Source organism: Desulforadius tongensis (assembly GCF_016907915.1).
Taxonomy (GTDB): Bacteria; Bacillota; Desulfotomaculia; order Desulfotomaculales; family Desulfohalotomaculaceae; genus Desulforadius; species Desulforadius tongensis.
Genome location: NZ_JAFBCW010000002.1, coordinates 145,318 through 161,546, shown reverse-complemented (window position 1 = coordinate 161,546; position 16,229 = coordinate 145,318). Strand labels below are relative to the sequence as shown.

General features: G+C 46.6%; 18 protein-coding genes. 3 read left to right on the top strand and 15 right to left on the bottom strand.

The window, feature by feature from the left end:
* Positions 1-149 precede the first annotated feature (149 nt).
* Both JOC37_RS01645 and JOC37_RS01640 read right to left on the bottom strand, forming a co-directional pair.
* Positions 150-1,100, bottom strand: coding sequence for an NAD(P)H-dependent flavin oxidoreductase (locus JOC37_RS01645; protein WP_204615122.1), 951 nt, complete (start codon positions 1,098-1,100; stop codon positions 150-152).
* Positions 1,101-1,286: 186 nt separating this feature from the next.
* Complete coding sequence (locus JOC37_RS01640) at positions 1,287-2,366, bottom strand: branched-chain amino acid aminotransferase (protein ID WP_204615120.1); 1,080 nt, start codon at positions 2,364-2,366, stop codon at positions 1,287-1,289.
* 253 nt (positions 2,367-2,619) lie between these two features.
* On the opposite strand from JOC37_RS01640, the gene JOC37_RS01635 reads away from it, so the two are divergent.
* Both JOC37_RS01635 and JOC37_RS01630 read left to right on the top strand, forming a co-directional pair.
* Positions 2,620-3,258, top strand: coding sequence for an MtnX-like HAD-IB family phosphatase (locus JOC37_RS01635; RefSeq protein ID WP_204615118.1), 639 nt, complete (start codon positions 2,620-2,622; stop codon positions 3,256-3,258).
* A gap of 78 nt (positions 3,259-3,336) precedes the next feature.
* Positions 3,337-3,801, top strand: a complete 465-nt coding sequence (locus JOC37_RS01630; RefSeq protein ID WP_204615109.1) for a glycoside hydrolase family 73 protein — start codon at positions 3,337-3,339, stop codon at positions 3,799-3,801.
* Positions 3,802-3,889: 88 nt separating this feature from the next.
* Here the strand turns inward: JOC37_RS01630 and JOC37_RS01625 are convergent, their stop codons facing one another.
* The 8 genes from JOC37_RS01625 to JOC37_RS01590 form a co-directional block, all read right to left on the bottom strand.
* On the bottom strand, positions 3,890-5,740 hold the full coding sequence (locus JOC37_RS01625) for a patatin-like phospholipase family protein (RefSeq protein ID WP_204615108.1): 1,851 nt from the start codon (positions 5,738-5,740) through the stop codon (positions 3,890-3,892).
* A gap of 144 nt (positions 5,741-5,884) precedes the next feature.
* Positions 5,885-6,250 (bottom strand): NifB/NifX family molybdenum-iron cluster-binding protein, encoded by a 366-nt coding sequence (locus JOC37_RS01620; RefSeq protein ID WP_204615104.1) that lies wholly within the window; start codon positions 6,248-6,250, stop codon positions 5,885-5,887.
* 19 nt (positions 6,251-6,269) lie between these two features.
* Entirely contained in the window at positions 6,270-7,136 is an 867-nt protein-coding gene (locus JOC37_RS01615) for an ATP-binding protein (RefSeq protein WP_204615102.1), read from the bottom strand.
* The gene (locus JOC37_RS01610) at positions 7,133-7,975 is read right to left on the bottom strand and encodes an ATP-binding protein (RefSeq protein WP_204615100.1); all 843 of its coding nucleotides are present in this window, start codon (positions 7,973-7,975) and stop codon (positions 7,133-7,135) included. The genes JOC37_RS01615 and JOC37_RS01610 overlap by 4 nt, the downstream gene beginning before the upstream one ends.
* A gap of 22 nt (positions 7,976-7,997) precedes the next feature.
* Positions 7,998-8,360, bottom strand: a complete 363-nt coding sequence (locus JOC37_RS01605; protein ID WP_204615098.1) for a NifB/NifX family molybdenum-iron cluster-binding protein — start codon at positions 8,358-8,360, stop codon at positions 7,998-8,000.
* Between the two features lie 179 nt (positions 8,361-8,539).
* The gene (locus JOC37_RS01600) at positions 8,540-8,764 is read right to left on the bottom strand and encodes a hypothetical protein (RefSeq protein ID WP_204615096.1); all 225 of its coding nucleotides are present in this window, start codon (positions 8,762-8,764) and stop codon (positions 8,540-8,542) included.
* A gap of 183 nt (positions 8,765-8,947) precedes the next feature.
* Positions 8,948-9,946, bottom strand: coding sequence for a hypothetical protein (locus JOC37_RS01595; RefSeq protein ID WP_204615094.1), 999 nt, complete (start codon positions 9,944-9,946; stop codon positions 8,948-8,950).
* A gap of 69 nt (positions 9,947-10,015) precedes the next feature.
* Positions 10,016-10,651 carry a metallophosphoesterase gene (locus tag JOC37_RS01590; protein ID WP_204615092.1) on the bottom strand — a complete coding sequence of 212 codons (636 nt, stop codon included), beginning with the start codon at positions 10,649-10,651 and terminating at the stop codon, positions 10,016-10,018.
* Positions 10,652-10,832: 181 nt separating this feature from the next.
* On the opposite strand from JOC37_RS01590, the gene JOC37_RS01585 reads away from it, so the two are divergent.
* A complete protein-coding gene (locus tag JOC37_RS01585; RefSeq protein WP_338017316.1) occupies positions 10,833-11,105 on the top strand; it encodes a transcriptional regulator in 273 nt (90 codons plus the stop codon).
* Positions 11,106-11,134: 29 nt separating this feature from the next.
* Here JOC37_RS01585 and JOC37_RS01580 read toward each other — a convergent pair whose 3' ends face one another.
* The 5 genes from JOC37_RS01580 to JOC37_RS01560 all read right to left on the bottom strand — a co-directional run bounded on the left by JOC37_RS01580 (position 11,135) and on the right by JOC37_RS01560 (position 15,879).
* Positions 11,135-11,842 (bottom strand): ABC transporter ATP-binding protein, encoded by a 708-nt coding sequence (locus JOC37_RS01580; RefSeq protein WP_204615090.1) that lies wholly within the window; start codon positions 11,840-11,842, stop codon positions 11,135-11,137.
* Positions 11,835-12,617 (bottom strand): ATP-binding cassette domain-containing protein, encoded by a 783-nt coding sequence (locus JOC37_RS01575; protein ID WP_204615088.1) that lies wholly within the window; start codon positions 12,615-12,617, stop codon positions 11,835-11,837. Before JOC37_RS01575 ends, JOC37_RS01580 begins: the two co-directional genes overlap by 8 nt.
* On the bottom strand, positions 12,618-13,679 hold the full coding sequence (locus JOC37_RS01570; protein ID WP_204615086.1) for a branched-chain amino acid ABC transporter permease: 1,062 nt from the start codon (positions 13,677-13,679) through the stop codon (positions 12,618-12,620). It lies immediately after the preceding gene.
* Positions 13,680-13,682: 3 nt separating this feature from the next.
* On the bottom strand, positions 13,683-14,576 hold the full coding sequence (locus JOC37_RS01565) for a branched-chain amino acid ABC transporter permease (protein ID WP_204615084.1): 894 nt from the start codon (positions 14,574-14,576) through the stop codon (positions 13,683-13,685).
* 127 nt (positions 14,577-14,703) lie between these two features.
* On the bottom strand, positions 14,704-15,879 hold the full coding sequence (locus JOC37_RS01560) for an ABC transporter substrate-binding protein (RefSeq protein WP_204615082.1): 1,176 nt from the start codon (positions 15,877-15,879) through the stop codon (positions 14,704-14,706).
* Between the last annotated feature and the right edge of the window lie 350 nt (positions 15,880-16,229).

Sequence of the window (16,229 nt, the reverse complement as noted above, 5' to 3'; positions counted from 1 at the left end):
GTCGCCGCGGACACCCTTGCCTTAAGCTAACGTTTACTGCTACCTTCAACGTTCGGGACTTTCACCCTATAGACATTGCCCATGCCGGGCACACATAAAAAACCCGCCCAACGGCGGGAAAAATTCCTGGCATGCACCAGGAATTTTATCTAGGTAGCAGCAGCATATTCGGTTAACAAGCGGTTAAATATTTCCGCAACAGGCAAAATATCTTTAATTTTAAATACATTTTTACCGGCAAAAACGACCCCGTCATTTACCAACCCGTCCCGGGAATTAGTAAGGGCCTTCATAATACAGTATTCCCGGGAGCACGCTTTTAGGCAGCCCTCACATTCTTTCGGTTCCGGCGCTTGTCCTTTCTGCAGGGCCTCTACAAAAGGATTTTTTATAGCCCTGCCGGGCAGCCCCACCGGGCTTTTGATTACCACCACATCTTCTTCCTTTGCCTGCAGGTACATCTGCTTAAATTTATCCGATACAGAACACTCTTCACTCAGCACAAACCGGGTGGCCATTTGCACCCCGCTGGCCCCCAGCTTAACCATATCGGCCATATCCTGGCCGCTAACTATACCACCGGCAGCAATCACAGGTATGTTAACCTTTTCTTTTATTTCCGGCACTATTTCCTTTACCGACCTGTCTGTTCCCAGGTGGCCGCCTGCTTCGGTTCCTTCAGCCACCACCGCCGCAGCCCCAAATTTTTCAGCCATCCGGGCCGCCTTGACCGAGGAAACTATCGATACAATAGGCACACCGGACTCTTTACCCCAGCGGAAAATATCCCGGGAGAAACCTGCCCCGGTAAAAATTGTATCTATTCCTTCGCTTATTGCTGTCTGCACCAGCTCAGCAAACTGCCGGGCAGCATACATAATGTTTACACCAATAATTCCACCGCCGGCCAGCGCACGTGCTTTACGTATCTCTTCCCTTAACTCATCTAAAGTCATTCCGGTGGCTCCAATTAAACCAATGCCGCCGGCCTTGGCCACCGCACCGGCCAGTGAAGCAGTGGATACACGTACCGCCATGCCGCCTTGAATAATGGGGAATCTAGGTTTTAAGTCCCCGATACGCAATTCCGGTAATTTCAACGAACTTCCCTCCATAGATATATGTTAACTATTACAGTAAATCATAATTAACAATAATTTTCAACTGGTATTATTTCCAAATATTTTCTAAAACAAAAGATTCTTAAAAAATAATATTTTAAGGGCTTGATAAACCAAGCCCCATAAGAATTCATATTAATTTTTATCTTCATTTTCCCTTCCCGGCTATATTCTTCCCAGTTCGCATACCCAGCCGAACTTATCCTCCGCTTTACCATACTGAATATCTATCAGGCGGGTATAAATAGCCTTGGTTACTTCACCAACCTGATTATTGTTTACAACATAATTTTGACCTTTATAATGCAGTGAGCCCACCGGCGAAACCACCGCCGCCGTACCGGAACCAAACACTTCGGTGATCCGGCCGCTGCTAATTTCCTCCAAAACTTCATCAATGGCAATGGCGCGCTCTTCCACCCGGTAGCCCATATCGGCAGCTAATTCTAAAACAGAGGCCCTGGTAATTCCGGGCAGTATGGAACCGCTGAGCGACGGGGTTACCAGTTGATCGCCATATACAAAAAAGATATTCATGGCACCAACTTCTTCAACATATTTGTGTTCCTTGGCATCCAGCCAAAGCACCTGAGAGAAGCCCTTTTCCTTGGCTTTTAAACCGGCCATTAAGCTGGCAGCATAGTTACCGCCGGTCTTAATGTCACCCACACCTCCCACTACAGCCCGCACCAGCGTGTCTTCCACATAAATACTTACCGGGTTAAAACCATCCTTGAAGTAGGGGCCCACCGGGGAAAGGATAATATAAAACAGGTATTCTGCCGCTGGATGCACCCCCAAAAAGGCCTCGGTACCCAGCATGGTGGGGCGCACATACAACGAGGTGCCCGGTGCCCTGGGAATCCAGCGCTTTTCAGTCATTATCAGTTCTTTCATGGCCTGCAGAAAATCTTCTTCCGGAATTTCGGGCATGCACAACCGCCGGGCAGAGCGATTCATGCGGCGCACGTTTTCTTCCGGGCGGAACATCAGCACCCGGCCGTCTTCCGATACATAGGCCTTTAATCCTTCAAATATTTCCTGCGAGTAGTGCAGTACACAGGCCGCCGGATCCAGGGAAAAGGATTTATACTTTTCAATTTTGGCATCATGCCAACCCTTTTCAGCATTATATTTCATGGTAAACATGCGGTCGGTGAAAATTCTGCCGAAAATCAGTTTTCCCGCATCTTCAAACAACGGTTTCAGTTCCCGTTCAGGAATCGGTTCTAAATAGATCTTCATATAACTCACTCCAATTCTGTTTATTATTTATTTATATTTAATAGTTAGACATAAATTTCAGCTAATACTTATTTAGAGTTAAATAATTATTTATTCGACACATTTATCAAACCTCCTGCAGCTGACAAAATATTCTTTAACAGCTATCATTTAATTTTTGTACAGAATTTCGACACCCGTAAACACGGGTCATTGACTGTTTTATTAATAATTAATACTATTTAATTAACATCACAAACTGGGGAGCTAAAGGATGAGTAAAACATTCTTTCTGGATTTCGATGGTACAATTACAAAAAACGATGTGGTGGCCACCATGGTAATCAAATTCTGCCGCCCGGGTTGGGAGGAACTTAACAACCAGTGGGAACGGGGCGAGCTTTCAACGGAGGACTGCGCCAATAAAACCTTTGCCCTATTTGACGCCACCATGGAAGATATATACCGGCTGCTGGATACCATTGAACTGGATAACTTCTTTGTGGATTTTGTACGGGTATGTAAAGCCGGCAGTTACCCCATTTATATTCTCAGCGACGGTTATGACATTTTAATTCAATATATCCTAAACAGGCACGGTCTTTCAGGTTTACCGGTATACGCAAACAAATTGGTAACAGGCAGTAAAGGCTTTTCTATCGCCTGTACTTACAAAAACCCACACTGCCAAAAATGCGGCACCTGCAAAAAGAATCTTCTGCATCACCTGAAAGGGCAAAACACACAAACAGTATATGTGGGCGATGGCTGCTCGGATACCTGCGTGTGCCATGAGGCGGATATTGTTTTTGCCAAGGGATCACTGCTGCGGTACTGCCATAAAAATAACGTTAAAGCCCTAGCTTATACCAGCTTCCAGGATATCATCAACTGGTTAAACAAAAACAGTTAACCCCCTATTGGAAAAATTACACATTTCCTGTAATCGTTACATATAGTATACCAGCGACTTACAGGAAGGTGATATAAAATGCATCAATATGATTTTATTAGAGAAATAGCCCCCCACGCTCAAAGCTGTCACCGTAAAACCGGGGTTTATGCCAGCTGTATCATTGCTCAAGCAGCCCTGGAAAGCTGTTGGGGTAAAAAAGTGCCGGAGGATCATAAAACCAAAAAGTGCAGTTATAACTTGTTTGGCATTAAAGGTGAAGGACCCTGCGGGCATGTAAACTGCCCTCATATGGAGTATGAAAACGGCAGGAAAGTGTGGCACATGGCCAAGTTCCGCTGCTATCACAACTATAAACAATCCATTGAAGATCACTGTAAACTGATGATGGCCAAACGCTATAAACCGGTAAGGGAAGCCTGCTCTGCCGATGAAGCGGCACACCAATTGTACAAATGCGGCTATGCCACCGACCCCAAGTATGCTGAAAAATTAATATCTATTATGAAACGGTACAATCTTTATGAATACGATATAGACTAAAACTTTACCTACCCTGAAAAATGTTATTTTACTGAGCCCGGCAGCATTTGCACCCGTTCACCGGTTCCGTAAGCAGGCCGGGCTTGTATTATTTCTGCCAGGCTGTAATTAGTTCTTTTATCCTCGGTATCGCCTTCTCCGCCGCCAGCTCACCTTCTTTAATCAGCTGCCTGGTATCCTTAAAACTGTAGGCACTTAAACCGGGCTTATCCACCTTAACCAGTATATCTGCCCACCGGTTTTCCACTTCTACCACCTGTTTTTTTACCAGCATATCCATATAATGCAGCACCGACATGTAGATATTTTTCGGCGGCCCGGTTTCAAAGGAAAAGTCGGTTACTGACACCGCTATTACTATATCTGCCCCCATGGACCTGCACACACTGGCCGGCACCATGTTTACCACTGCTCCATCTATAAGTTTACGCCCGAATAATTCCACCGGTTCAAAGAGTACCGGTATGGCCGCAGATGCTTTCACCGCTTCTGACACTTTTCCCCTTTTCAGCACCACTTCTTCCCCGGTGTGTGCATCGGTGGCCACCGCCACAAAGGGAATGTCCAGCTCACAAAATTCTTTTTTGCCGATAATCCTTTCTAAAAACTGCCCCAGTTTAGAATTACTTAAAAAAGCACTTTTAGGAAAGAGCGGTTTGGATATTCTGGACCAGCTCATATTCTCTACAATTCGTTCCAGTTTCTCCGGTTCCACCCCGGCAGCCAGGCAGGCACCCATCAATGCCCCCGCACTGGTGCCGGCAATCATGTCTATGGGTATATTGTGCTTTTTAAGCACTTTGGCCGCACCGATATGGGCCATGCCCCTAACCGCCCCGGAACCCAGCGCCAAGCCCACCTTCGGTTTTTCCGTGGTGGCAGTGGTTCGAGCTTGAAAAATTATTTCTTCTTCTCCGATCACCACATCCCTGGCCAGTATTACCGCCCGTTCCACCACCTTAGCCAGCTGCTTGACATTGCCCCCTGGGTAACTGTACCGGCACAACTTGTTTACAGCCCCGGTGCTGAAGGATGTTATCCTTAAATTATGTTTCAGGGCGTAGTGTTTTAAAAACATTTTGGCCAGCGCCGGAATATCCTCTATCCGCTGCCTCAATGCGGGAACTTCAATGACCGTTAGTTTTGACGACAGTGCATTTCTAATTAAGTTCACCCCGGCATTAAGCTGGCGGGAAGTAAATATAAACCGGGGCGGGTTACTTTTTGCGTTAATTTCTTTTAACCTGTCTGCCAGCTCAAAGGCCTGGTTAAAAGAAAGCAAATCTAAACGGAAAATTATCACCGCTGTTCCCGCGGCGGAATGCAGCACCCGGTGAAGTTCCGCCGTTTCGGTGGCCTCGATCTCTATGGCAGAAGAACTGCCATGGATGTATCTGGCCAGAAACTTCTTGCCCACCCCTTTCTCACCCAGCAGCAGTAAATGGCGGCCCGATTCTTTATGAAATTCAGCCCGGTCCTTTATCGCCCGCATGGCAGGACTTAAGCAGATCAGCGACCCGGTGGGATGATACAGCTCGCCGTCACCTGTATATAAATCCCTCCCTGGTTTTTCAGCCGCGCGCTTAACCCTTTGACACAAACTCTCTATAATATGCCTATTAAAATCAGCAAACTTACCGGTTAACTGTATTAATACATCCCTGTTGGCACGGTATAAAACAACCTTATTCACCGCCACAGCAGAGGTTGGATATGGCTCACCGGTAAGACAGGATATTTCCCCGAAACAATCCCCCGGGGAAAGGTATTTAACGTGTATCTTCTCTGTTATATCACTGACAAGTTCCACAGTGCCGGACTTAATAAAGAAAAAATAACTGCCCGGCTGACCCTGGCCGGCAATTTTTTGTCCCGGCAGAAATTCTACCACTTCCCCCAGTTGGGACATAGGTTCCGCCAGGTGGTAGAAGGCGGCCATAGTATCACCTCATAATATTAAAGCCGTAATTAATATAATTTATAATATAGCAGGCACCCGGCTGCTGACAATAACCCGGAAGCTAAAAACAATGCCGTCCCTATCTTGAGGACGGCATTGATAATTCTTTAATATATTTTAATTTTAGCAGCTGCCGTGGCCGTGGCCATGTCCACCGCAACCGCACACATTGGGCCTGGTGGCCAGCGTGCCTGCAGCATAGGCTTCTGCCACAGCAGTTATTTCACCCGCTGCACCCGGTACCACTTTTAAGCCCATCTGCTGCAGCGCCTCCAGCATATGGCCGCCGATACCACCGGTAATTACCACGTCAACCTGTTCATTCCTGATTAATCCGGCTAAACCACCGTGATTGTGCTGTAAACCCTCTGCCGAAATAATTTTTTTGTCCACCACTTTGCCTTCTTTCAATTCCAAAACGGCAAACTCCCTACTGGTACCAAAGTGTGGGTTTACTTGTCCATTTTCAACCGGCATAGCAATTTTCATTTGTTACTCCTCCCTCGATTTATTTAATAGTTTTTATAATATTATACACTTCAGCCCAAAGGTCTTTAATTTCCTGCTGTACTTTTCCCTCAGGCACCAGTGTTACCGGTTTTTTATTTACCACTGCACGGTGCATGGTAGTATCATAGGAAATGCGACCTACAACCGGCACTTTTAATTTTCGTGATATACCCTCTATATACCTGCTGTTTTCTTCATTTAAATTATATTTATTAATACAAACCGCAATATAACAGTCAAAGTTCTTTGCAACCTGCACTATTCTCTCCAGGTCATGGATACCGGAAGCCGTAGGTTCCGTTACTATCAAAGCCATGCTCGTGTCGGCCAGGGATGAAATTACCGGACAGCCAATACCGGGAGGCCCGTCAGTAATAATCAGCGACCTGCCCTTTTCTTCCGCTATCCTGCGGGCCTCTTTACGCACTTCCGCCACCAGCAAACCGGAGTTGCCTTCGGCTATACCCAGTTTGGCATGAACAAACGGCCCGCGGGATGTTTCAGAAACAAACCAATGCCCCGCCAGGTGGTCTACCATTTCCACCGCTTCCACGGGACAAATGTGATAACACAACCTGCAGCCTTCACAGGCCAATTCATTTACAGTACTGCCGGTTATGGCCCCAAAACTGCACATATCTGCACACCGGCCGCATTGAATGCATTTTTCCTTATCAATTGACGCTTTCTTCATTCCGTAAAACTCTGTTACCTTTACGGTTTTCGGTTCCAGCAGCAGGTGCAGGTTGGCAGCATCCACATCACAGTCACAAAAAACAGCATCCTCCGCCAGGGTAGTAAAAGCAGCCACGATGCTGGTTTTTCCGGTGCCGCCCTTTCCGCTGATTACCGTTAACTCTTTCATGCCTGCACCTCCTCTACAATGGACCGGTAAAGTTTTTCAAACCGCTCTTTCCAAGCTGGGTTTTCTTTAACCAGCGGGATCCCTTGAGCATAACTTTCCGCTATCCCCACATCCAGCGGAATGCGCATCAGTATTTTTATATTATTATCCCGGCAAAATTCTTCCACCATTACACTATCCGGGCCGTCCCGATTGATAACCACACCGCAGGGTACGCCAAGGGTTTTAACCATTTTCACAGCCAGTGTCAGGTCGTTCAACCCGAAGGGCGTCGGTTCTGTTACCAGTACGCAGTAATCGGTGCCTTCCACCGTCTCCATTACCGGGCAGGAACTTCCCGGCGGCCCGTCAATAATGTTTATCCCCTCCGGCAGGCTTTGTTCCTTTACCTTTTTTATCACCGGTGGGCTGATGTGACTGCCAATTTTCAATTTACCGGTAACCAGCACCATGTCACCGACGTCTGTTTTTTCAACGGTACCGATTTCTTTTTCCAACGGTTCTATGGCTTTATGAGGGCAAAGATACCAGCAGGCGCCACAGCTGTGGCAGAGGTCATCAAAGGTAAGCACCATCTTATCCAGCAAAGCGATGGCGTTAAAGGCACAAACCTCTGAACATGTACCGCAGTGCCGGCACTTTTCTGCATCAACTTTAGGTACCGGCCTGGTGACGGTAATCCGGCTTACCGGTTGGCCTTGAAAAAAAATATGGGCATTGGGTTCTTCAACATCGCAATCCATCAATTGTACCGGCTGGTCCGGTATAGAAAGGGCCAGGTTGGTGGCCACCAGGGTTTTACCTGTGCCACCCTTTCCACTGGCAATAGATATTTGCATTATACACACCACCTAAAAGGGCTTATATTCCACTATGAGCTCCTGCATTTGCAGATTGTGCTTCTTCCAGCTTGTTTTGTTGATATAACTGCAGTGATTCTTCCACGGTACCCTGGGCACCGGTATATACTTTAATACCGGCCGTTTTCAGAGCTGCAAAGGCCTTGGGACCTACAAAGCCGGTAATAACAACATTTACCCCCAAATCCGCCAGCATCCTGGCAGTGGCAATACCGGCCCCGCCGCTGGAAAGCCTTCCGCCGTTATCCACCGCTGTATTTTTCCCCGTATCGGTGTCGTAAATTATAAATTTTTCGCACCTTCCCAGCCGCGGGTTCACTTGGCTGTGGGTGCTGTCTCCCTGGGAAGAAATAGCTATTTTCATATATAAATCCTCCTCATGTATATATTTAATAATTACTCATTCCGAAAGCCCGGCGGTGCCGCACTTCCCGTGCGGCACCATGTCTCCACCGGTCTTCTCTGCGCTTGACCTGCAGCCGTTCAACCACAATCACCGCTGCTTTTCATCCTCCGATCACACCGGCATTATAATCAGCTGCTCTATACACTGCGCCGGCAGAATCCTCTGCCTCTTCCAGCAAACTTACCCCGGCCGTAGTTCCCCCTGCTGCCCCGGCCGAATCCAAAACTACCACCGCCGTTAACACAATGACTCCTGTGCACCACTCCACCGCACTGCGGGCACTTCATCTGGCTGCCCATTTGACCGTTACCAAAGGGCACTGAAAACTCATGGCCGCAGGATGAACATTTAAAATGTCTCACCGCAATCCCCCCTATTATTACTGACATTTGTTCATTACTATAATATTACTATTATGAACCTATGTCAATATTCCTTCAAAAATTATTTTGAAGAAATTACACATTTATGTTATTAGAATATGGTTATTATTTGAGCATATGTCAATAATATGCCAAAAAAAATAGATGCGGGTCACCGCATCATCATTCTGCATTTTCTAGTTCTTTTTCCAATGCCAGCAGTTTTTTTACCGTTTTAGAGCTCAGCCGGGAATACAGCTGGCGCCTGTAGTGCAAACCTGATTTTCTCCGCCCAAAGGGAGATTTTTTAGCAATTGTTCCCCAGTCTATTTTACTGCGGCGGTGGTATAAATCCATGTCCACAAACCGCTGGCCCTGTTCATTATATTCCAATCCCATCAGCAGGGTTTTTAACTCCAGCGGTTCAATCATGGTAAACAACCTTATCTGATAAGCCGCTACCGAAAAAAGTGCCAGGGCATGGTCTCTGGTCCAAATTTCCGCTAATATCAATCCCGCTTCCAGGTCTTCTAACACCAGTTCCAACCGGCGGGCATGAATTTCATAATTCTCATCGGCATCATAAATGTTAATACGCACCTCATACCATTCACTGTTTTCCAGGCTCCGGGTAAAGTAGCGCACTGCCTCCCGCCTAAGTTCCGTATACACCTGCGGTATCGGCTGGTGAATCAATAAGCAGGGTTCAATAACCTTTTCTATTTCCACAGTTTTCTGCAGCCGGTCACCGGTAAATACCAGAACGGTATCGTCTGCCCCTCCCAGGTTAATGGCTTCCACCAGTCCCAAAGCCTGGGCCCGGTAATCTTCTTTAATCATATCAATAACCTTGGTATTATTTTGGGGTAAACGCTGCACCAGCAAACCGGCACCCAGTTCGGCAGCGGTTAACAGCTCGCCCAGGTTTAAGTTGATTAGTTTGGACAGGGTCACCGATGAACCAATGGGCAGCAGCACAATATAGCGGGCGTCGGAAACCTTAGCTTTTCCAGTTTCTTTGGGAATAACCAGCACTATGGTATCACTTTCACCGGCAGTTTCAATGGCCTCGGTAAATTCAACCGGAAGCCCGGAAAGTTTCTTTACCAAAACATCTTTTAAACCACCGGTATCCGGGGTACGCAGGAAAAGAAACCGGGGTCCGGTTCGTACAAAAATCAACCGCCACTCCCCCTTATGCCCGGCAGGGCGCTCTTCCACATATCGTACCGGGCGTTTTTAAATAAATAACTAGATTGTACCGGGCAGTTTATGTTTATCACTCATTTTACGATGATGATTTGTGGCCCAGGGATAAGGAATTTTTACTACTTCATCAGATGGTATCAGTATAATATTGACACTTTTGATGCCGTTTAGATACACCACTCCTTCTTCAAACTCCCGCGGTGGTTTAAAATTGTGGCCGTATAAATTAAATTGAGTACCGGCAGGTAGTTTTTTCACGCTGTGAGCCAGCCCTATTTTAAGATTTTCTACCGTTATAATTTGTCCTTCTTCCAACAGGCCGGCCCTGCTTATATGCCGGTTTATTACTTCCCTGTTATCGTGATTGCCCGGGACGATATATACCCGGCCGGCTGGGCTTTGTTCCATCATTTTGATAAAAGGGCCCACCGCCCTGTCATATGCCGGCATATGATGAGGATTATGCTCCAATTTTATATCATCGGCCAAATCCCCCGTGTGAATTATTACTTCCGGATTTAATGATGCCACAAGACTTTTGATGGCCGGATACAGCACAGTGGGTGTGTCACTGATATGCAGTATCTTTTTATCCCCGCAGTGCAAAAGGTCTGAGGGAATATAAAAACGACCAACCGCACGAAAAAAAATATTTTTAATGTTTTCAGCTGCAGTCACTGTCGTACATTCCCTTCTATATAACAGATATGAATTTAAAATCTAATATAGTTATTTAACCAGTCAATGTCAAGGTTATAAAAACAGTTTACCCATAAAACTAATTGGGTTGTTGTTTAATTAATCAATATTTGGGCAATAATATTACCAAATAAAAAATATTAGGAGGTTTGTTAAAACAGTGACTTTAAAAGATTATTTCAAACAGGCTGCCAACCGGCTGCCGGATGAAGCCCACAGGGTGCTGAACACTTTGCTCGATGCAGGTAAAATGAATAAAGAAGAGTTGAGCTTAATGTCTACCACTAAAAGGGCGGTGCTGGACCATGTATTGTTCCAGCTGTATGCCCTGGGACTGGTGGAAATCAGCAGCGAGGGTAAAAGTAAAATGTGTGAAATTACCAAGCTGGGGGAAGAATACCTGGATATTGTAGCAGAAGAAAAAGCAATATAATATTAAAAAACGGGGCGCTGCCCCGTTTTTTATGCCTTACCCAGGTAGGCCCGGCGCACTTCATCGTTATCCGCCAGCTCTTTACCCGGCCCTTCCAATACAATCCTGCCCGTTTCCAGCACATAGCCGTAATCGGCAATTTGCAGTGCCGCGGCAGCATTCTGCTCGATTAATAATATAGTCATCCCCTGGTTGTAAATGTCCTGAATAATGTTAAATACCTCTTTCACCAGCAGCGGGGCCAGACCAAGAGAAGGTTCGTCCATCATCAGCAGCTGTGGACGGGACATTAACGCCCGGCCGATGGCCAGCATCTGCTGTTCACCGCCGGAAAGGGTTCCCGCCTGCTGCCATTCCCGCTCTTTTAACCTGGGGAACAGCTCAAATATTTTGCCCATATCTTTTTTTATTTCTTCTTTATCCTTACGGGCATAGGCACCCATTTTTAAATTTTCCAACACCGTCAGGTTGGCAAATATCCGCCGCCCCTCAGGAATCAAAGTAATGCCGCCCTTTACGATATCCACCGTCTTCTTGCCGGTTATGTCTTCACCCTTAAAGGTTATTCTGCCGGCCGAAGGGCTTACCAAACCGCTGATTGCCCTGAGGGTGGTGCTTTTACCGGCACCGTTTGCCCCCACCAGTGTAACAATCTTATTTTCCGGCACTTCCAGTGTAATGCCCTTTAAAGCATGAATACCGCCGTAGTACACTTCCAAGTTTTCTATTTTAAGCATTGGTTTCCACCGCCCCGAGATAAGCTTCAATCACCTGCTGGTTGTTTTGAATTTCCGTGGGAGTACCCTGGGCAATGGTCACCCCGTAATCCAGCACTGTAATGCGCTCGCATATGCCCATAACCACTTCCATGTGGTGTTCAATCATTAAAATAGTAAGTTCAAACCGGTGGCGAATCTGCTCGATAAACTTCATTAGTTCCAGCGACTCCTGGGGATTCATGCCGGCGGCAGGCTCGTCTAACAGCAGCAAAGTGGGCTGGGTGGCCAGCGCCCGGGCAATTTCCAATCTTCTTTGTTTACCATAGGGCAGCGAAGTGGCCATTTCGTGGGCCACATCCTCCAACCCCACCTGGCGTAAAAGTTCCATACATTCTTCATAATGCCGCCGGCGGGCCCTGGTATACCGGGGCATGCGCAGGATTGCTTCCAAGGGATTGGCCTTTAAGCGCACATGCTTTGAAATCAGCACATTTTCTAAAACGGTCATGGACTGGAATAAACGTATATTTTGAAAAGTCCGAGCTATACCTTCCTTAGTAATCAAATCAGAACGCATACCGGTAATATCCTTACCCTTAAAGTATACTTTACCCTCGGTGGGTGCATATACCCCGGTAATGATGTTAAAACAGGTGGTTTTACCCGCGCCGTTGGGACCAATCAAACCGATTATTTCGCCCGGGTATATGTCAAGGGACAGCTTGGATACCGCAGTTAATCCGCCAAACCTGATGGTAATATCGTCCGTGGATAATACCTTTTCTGCGTCCACCTAGCTCACTCCCCTTTCCTTACTTTTAGCCACGCCCAGTTTATCCAAAACCCAGTCCCAGTTAAACTCGCGGGTCCCCATCAGGCCCTGGCGATAGAAGAGAATAATAATTAACAGCAGCAGAGCAAATATAACCATCCGCATACCGGGAATACCGGGTACATCCATTCCAAACAGGTGCATCGGCCTCTCCACAATCCGCAGCCATTCCATGGCAATAGTTACCACCACACCGGCAATAACCGACCCGGTTAAACTGCCCATCCCTCCCAGTACAACTATCAGCAGTATCTGGAAGGTAAACAAAAATCTAAACATGGTGGGGTCGATGGAGGTGATTAAGAATGACATCATCGCCCCGGCTATACCGGCAAAAAAAGCACCGATGGTAAATGAAAGCAGCTTGTGTTTAAAAACACTTACCCCCATGGCTTCAGCGGCTATTTCGTTATCACGAATGGCTTTAAAAGCATAGCCCCAGCTGCTGTTTATCAGTGCCTTTAAAATGAGGATGGTAAGAATGCAGATACCCCAGTAAAACCACAGGCTTTTTTCGCTGGGAATATTTTTTAACCCCAGGGCGCCGTTGGTAATACTGATGGTGTTGGTAACAATAATGCGAATAATTTCTGCAAAACCCAGGGTGGCAATGGCCAGGTAGTCATCCCGCAGTCTTAAAGCGGGAAAGCCCACCAGCACACCAAATATGGCGGCCACCACACCACCCATAACGGTGGCAGGAATCACCGGCCATTCAATGTTTTTCAGCACCGGCACAATGGGTTCCATATAATAAATCAGTTCCTTACTTTCCGGCGACATGGTTAATATGGCAGCGGTATAGGCTCCCACACACATAAAACCGGAATGGCCCAGTGAAAACATTCCGGTAAAACCGACCACCAGGTTTAAACTGAGCCCTAAAATAACAAATATGGCCGCCAGGTTTAAAATACGGATTTGAAAACGGGATAAATGGCTGTCTCCAAAGTATATTACCGCAGCAGCCAACAACAGGGTGACAATGGTTAACGCTGTTTTAATACCTTTTCTGCTATCCATCCGCTACACCTTCTCCACCACATGCTCGCCCAGAATACCACCGGGCTTAAACAGTAATATTAAAATCAGCACTACAAAGGCAAAGGCATCCCTGTAACCGGATAGTTCGGGCATCAGCCCCACCAGCATTACCTCGCCCATACCCAAAATAAACCCGCCAATCATCGCCCCGGGCACACTGCCGATACCACCCATCACCGCAGCAATAAAACATTTTAACCCCGGAAAAACACCCATTAAGGGATCAATTTGCGGGTACTGCAGGCTCCACATAATTCCCCCCACGGCGGCCAGCCCGGAACCCACCGCAAAGGTAGTAACAACCACTTTATTAACATCCACAGCCATCAAACTGGCCGTTTCAAAATCCCTGGAAACAGCCCGCATGGCGATACCCACATTGGTTTTATTAACAATGAGGTTTACAGCAATAAGTAACACCAGGGTAATGACAGGAATAATTATCGCCAGCGACAGAAAAGAAATTCCCCCCAAGTGAATGTTCCAAACAACTTCCTCCGGCCGGGGAAAAGGCTTGGGACGGGCACCCAGCAAGACAATACCCAGGTTCTCCAGCAAAAAAGAAACCCCAATGGCAGAAATCAGCGCCGAGATTCTGGGAGCATCCCGCAGAGGCCGGTAGGCAATTTTTTCAATGCTTATACCCAAGATGGTGGTTATAACAATGGCTAACAAAAAAGAAACCCACCACGGCAGAGCAAAAACAAGAATACCGTAAAAAGCAGCATAGCTCGCTACCATCAGCAGGTCGGCATGGGCAAAATTAATTAACCTGATAATACCGTAAACCATGGTATAGCCAATGGCAATTAACGCATACAAACTGCCTAAAGAAATACCGTTGGCTATGTTTTGTAAGAATGTTTCCAGCGTCATTTGTTAACCCCTCTCTAGCAAACCAGTGACAGTTATTATTTGGTATCTAAACCATATTCTTCAGAACTGTCAATAACAGGAATACTCCCCCCCTACAGCAGGGGGGGAGAAGCTTTTACTTTAGGAACTATTTCGGTTCTACCTTGGTCTCGTATACAAACTTACCGTCTGCCACTTTCTTAATAATTGCTGTCTTGTTGGCATCACCGTTTTCATCCAAGGTAATAAAACCGGTGGCACCCTGGAAGTTTTCTGTTTCAGCCAGCGCATCTCTAATGGCATCGTGATCGGTGGAACCAGCCCGGTTAATGGCATCCAGTGCCAGCAGGTAAGAGTCAAAACCTAAAGCGGCAAAGGCATTAACCTGCTTGTCCGGGTATTCTTCGGCAAATTTGGTTAAGAAAGTACTGGAAAGTTCAGTTACAGGTTCCTCAGCGGTAAAGTGGGTGCTGAAGTAAATATCCTTCAGGCCGCCTACCCGGTTCAGGAATTCTTCTGCTTCCCAGGTATCACCGCCCAGGATGGGAACATCAATGCCCAATTCCCTGGCCTTTTCAACCAAAATACCGCATTCCAGGAAGTTACCTGGAGCAAAAATAACGTCGGGGTTTTTCGCTTTCACTTCAGTTAACTGGGCAGAGAAGTCCTTGTCCCCGGTGTTGTAGTTTACCTGGGCCACAATGGCATTTTCATCGCCGGTTAACTCTTTAAATGCGTCTACAAAGTATTTGCTCAAGCCCACAGAGTAGTCCTGCTGCACGTCTTGAACGATGGCAGCAGTTTTGGCACCCAGGGTTTCTACAGCATATTTAGCCATTACAGTACCCTGGAAGGGATCGATAAAGCAAACCCGGAAGTAGTACTCGTTATCCTTGGTAACCAGTGGGTTGGTTGGTGAACAACCAATTACCGGCACACCGGCATCCTTGGCAACGGGACCACCGGCCATGGACAGAGAACTGCCGTAACTACCGATGATAACGTCTACATTTTCATTTACCAGTCTTTCCACTGCGTTGGCCGCTTCCTGCTTTTCACTCTTGTTGTCTACAATAACCAGTTCCACTTTTTTACCCAAAACATCGGGATACAGTTTGTTGGCCAGTTTAATACCTTCAACGGTCATTTCACCACCAGCAGCGTTAATGCCGGTTAAAGGTTCATAAACACCAATCTTAATCACATCCGATTCATTGTTGGCAGCATTGTTGCTTTTTGCTTCCTCGCCGCCGCCACAACCAACCAGGGCCACAGCCACCAGCATGACCATGGCCACAAGCGTTAGAAACTTTTTGCCAAACATCACCACAACTCCCCTTTTCTCTCATTTTCATATGCACCCGCCGGTTGTCCACCCCCAGAGGATACATATCCTTATGCGGTAAACTACCACTTTTCGTCACAAAAAGCAATTCGCAAATTTGTTAATTTTAACTATTTTAAGTCAATAACTCAGTAATGCTTGTTTTTCAGCAAGAATTCTAATTTAAAATTAACTATTTACCGCTTGACAAATACACCACCGGTGTACAAACGTATGTACACAATGTACAGATTTTCGCAGCGCGCCGCTCAATCCCGACAGCCATCTGCAGGATCGAACGTTACAAAAGCCACCGGCTTAATAAAATGACTTTTCCAATATTAAATACC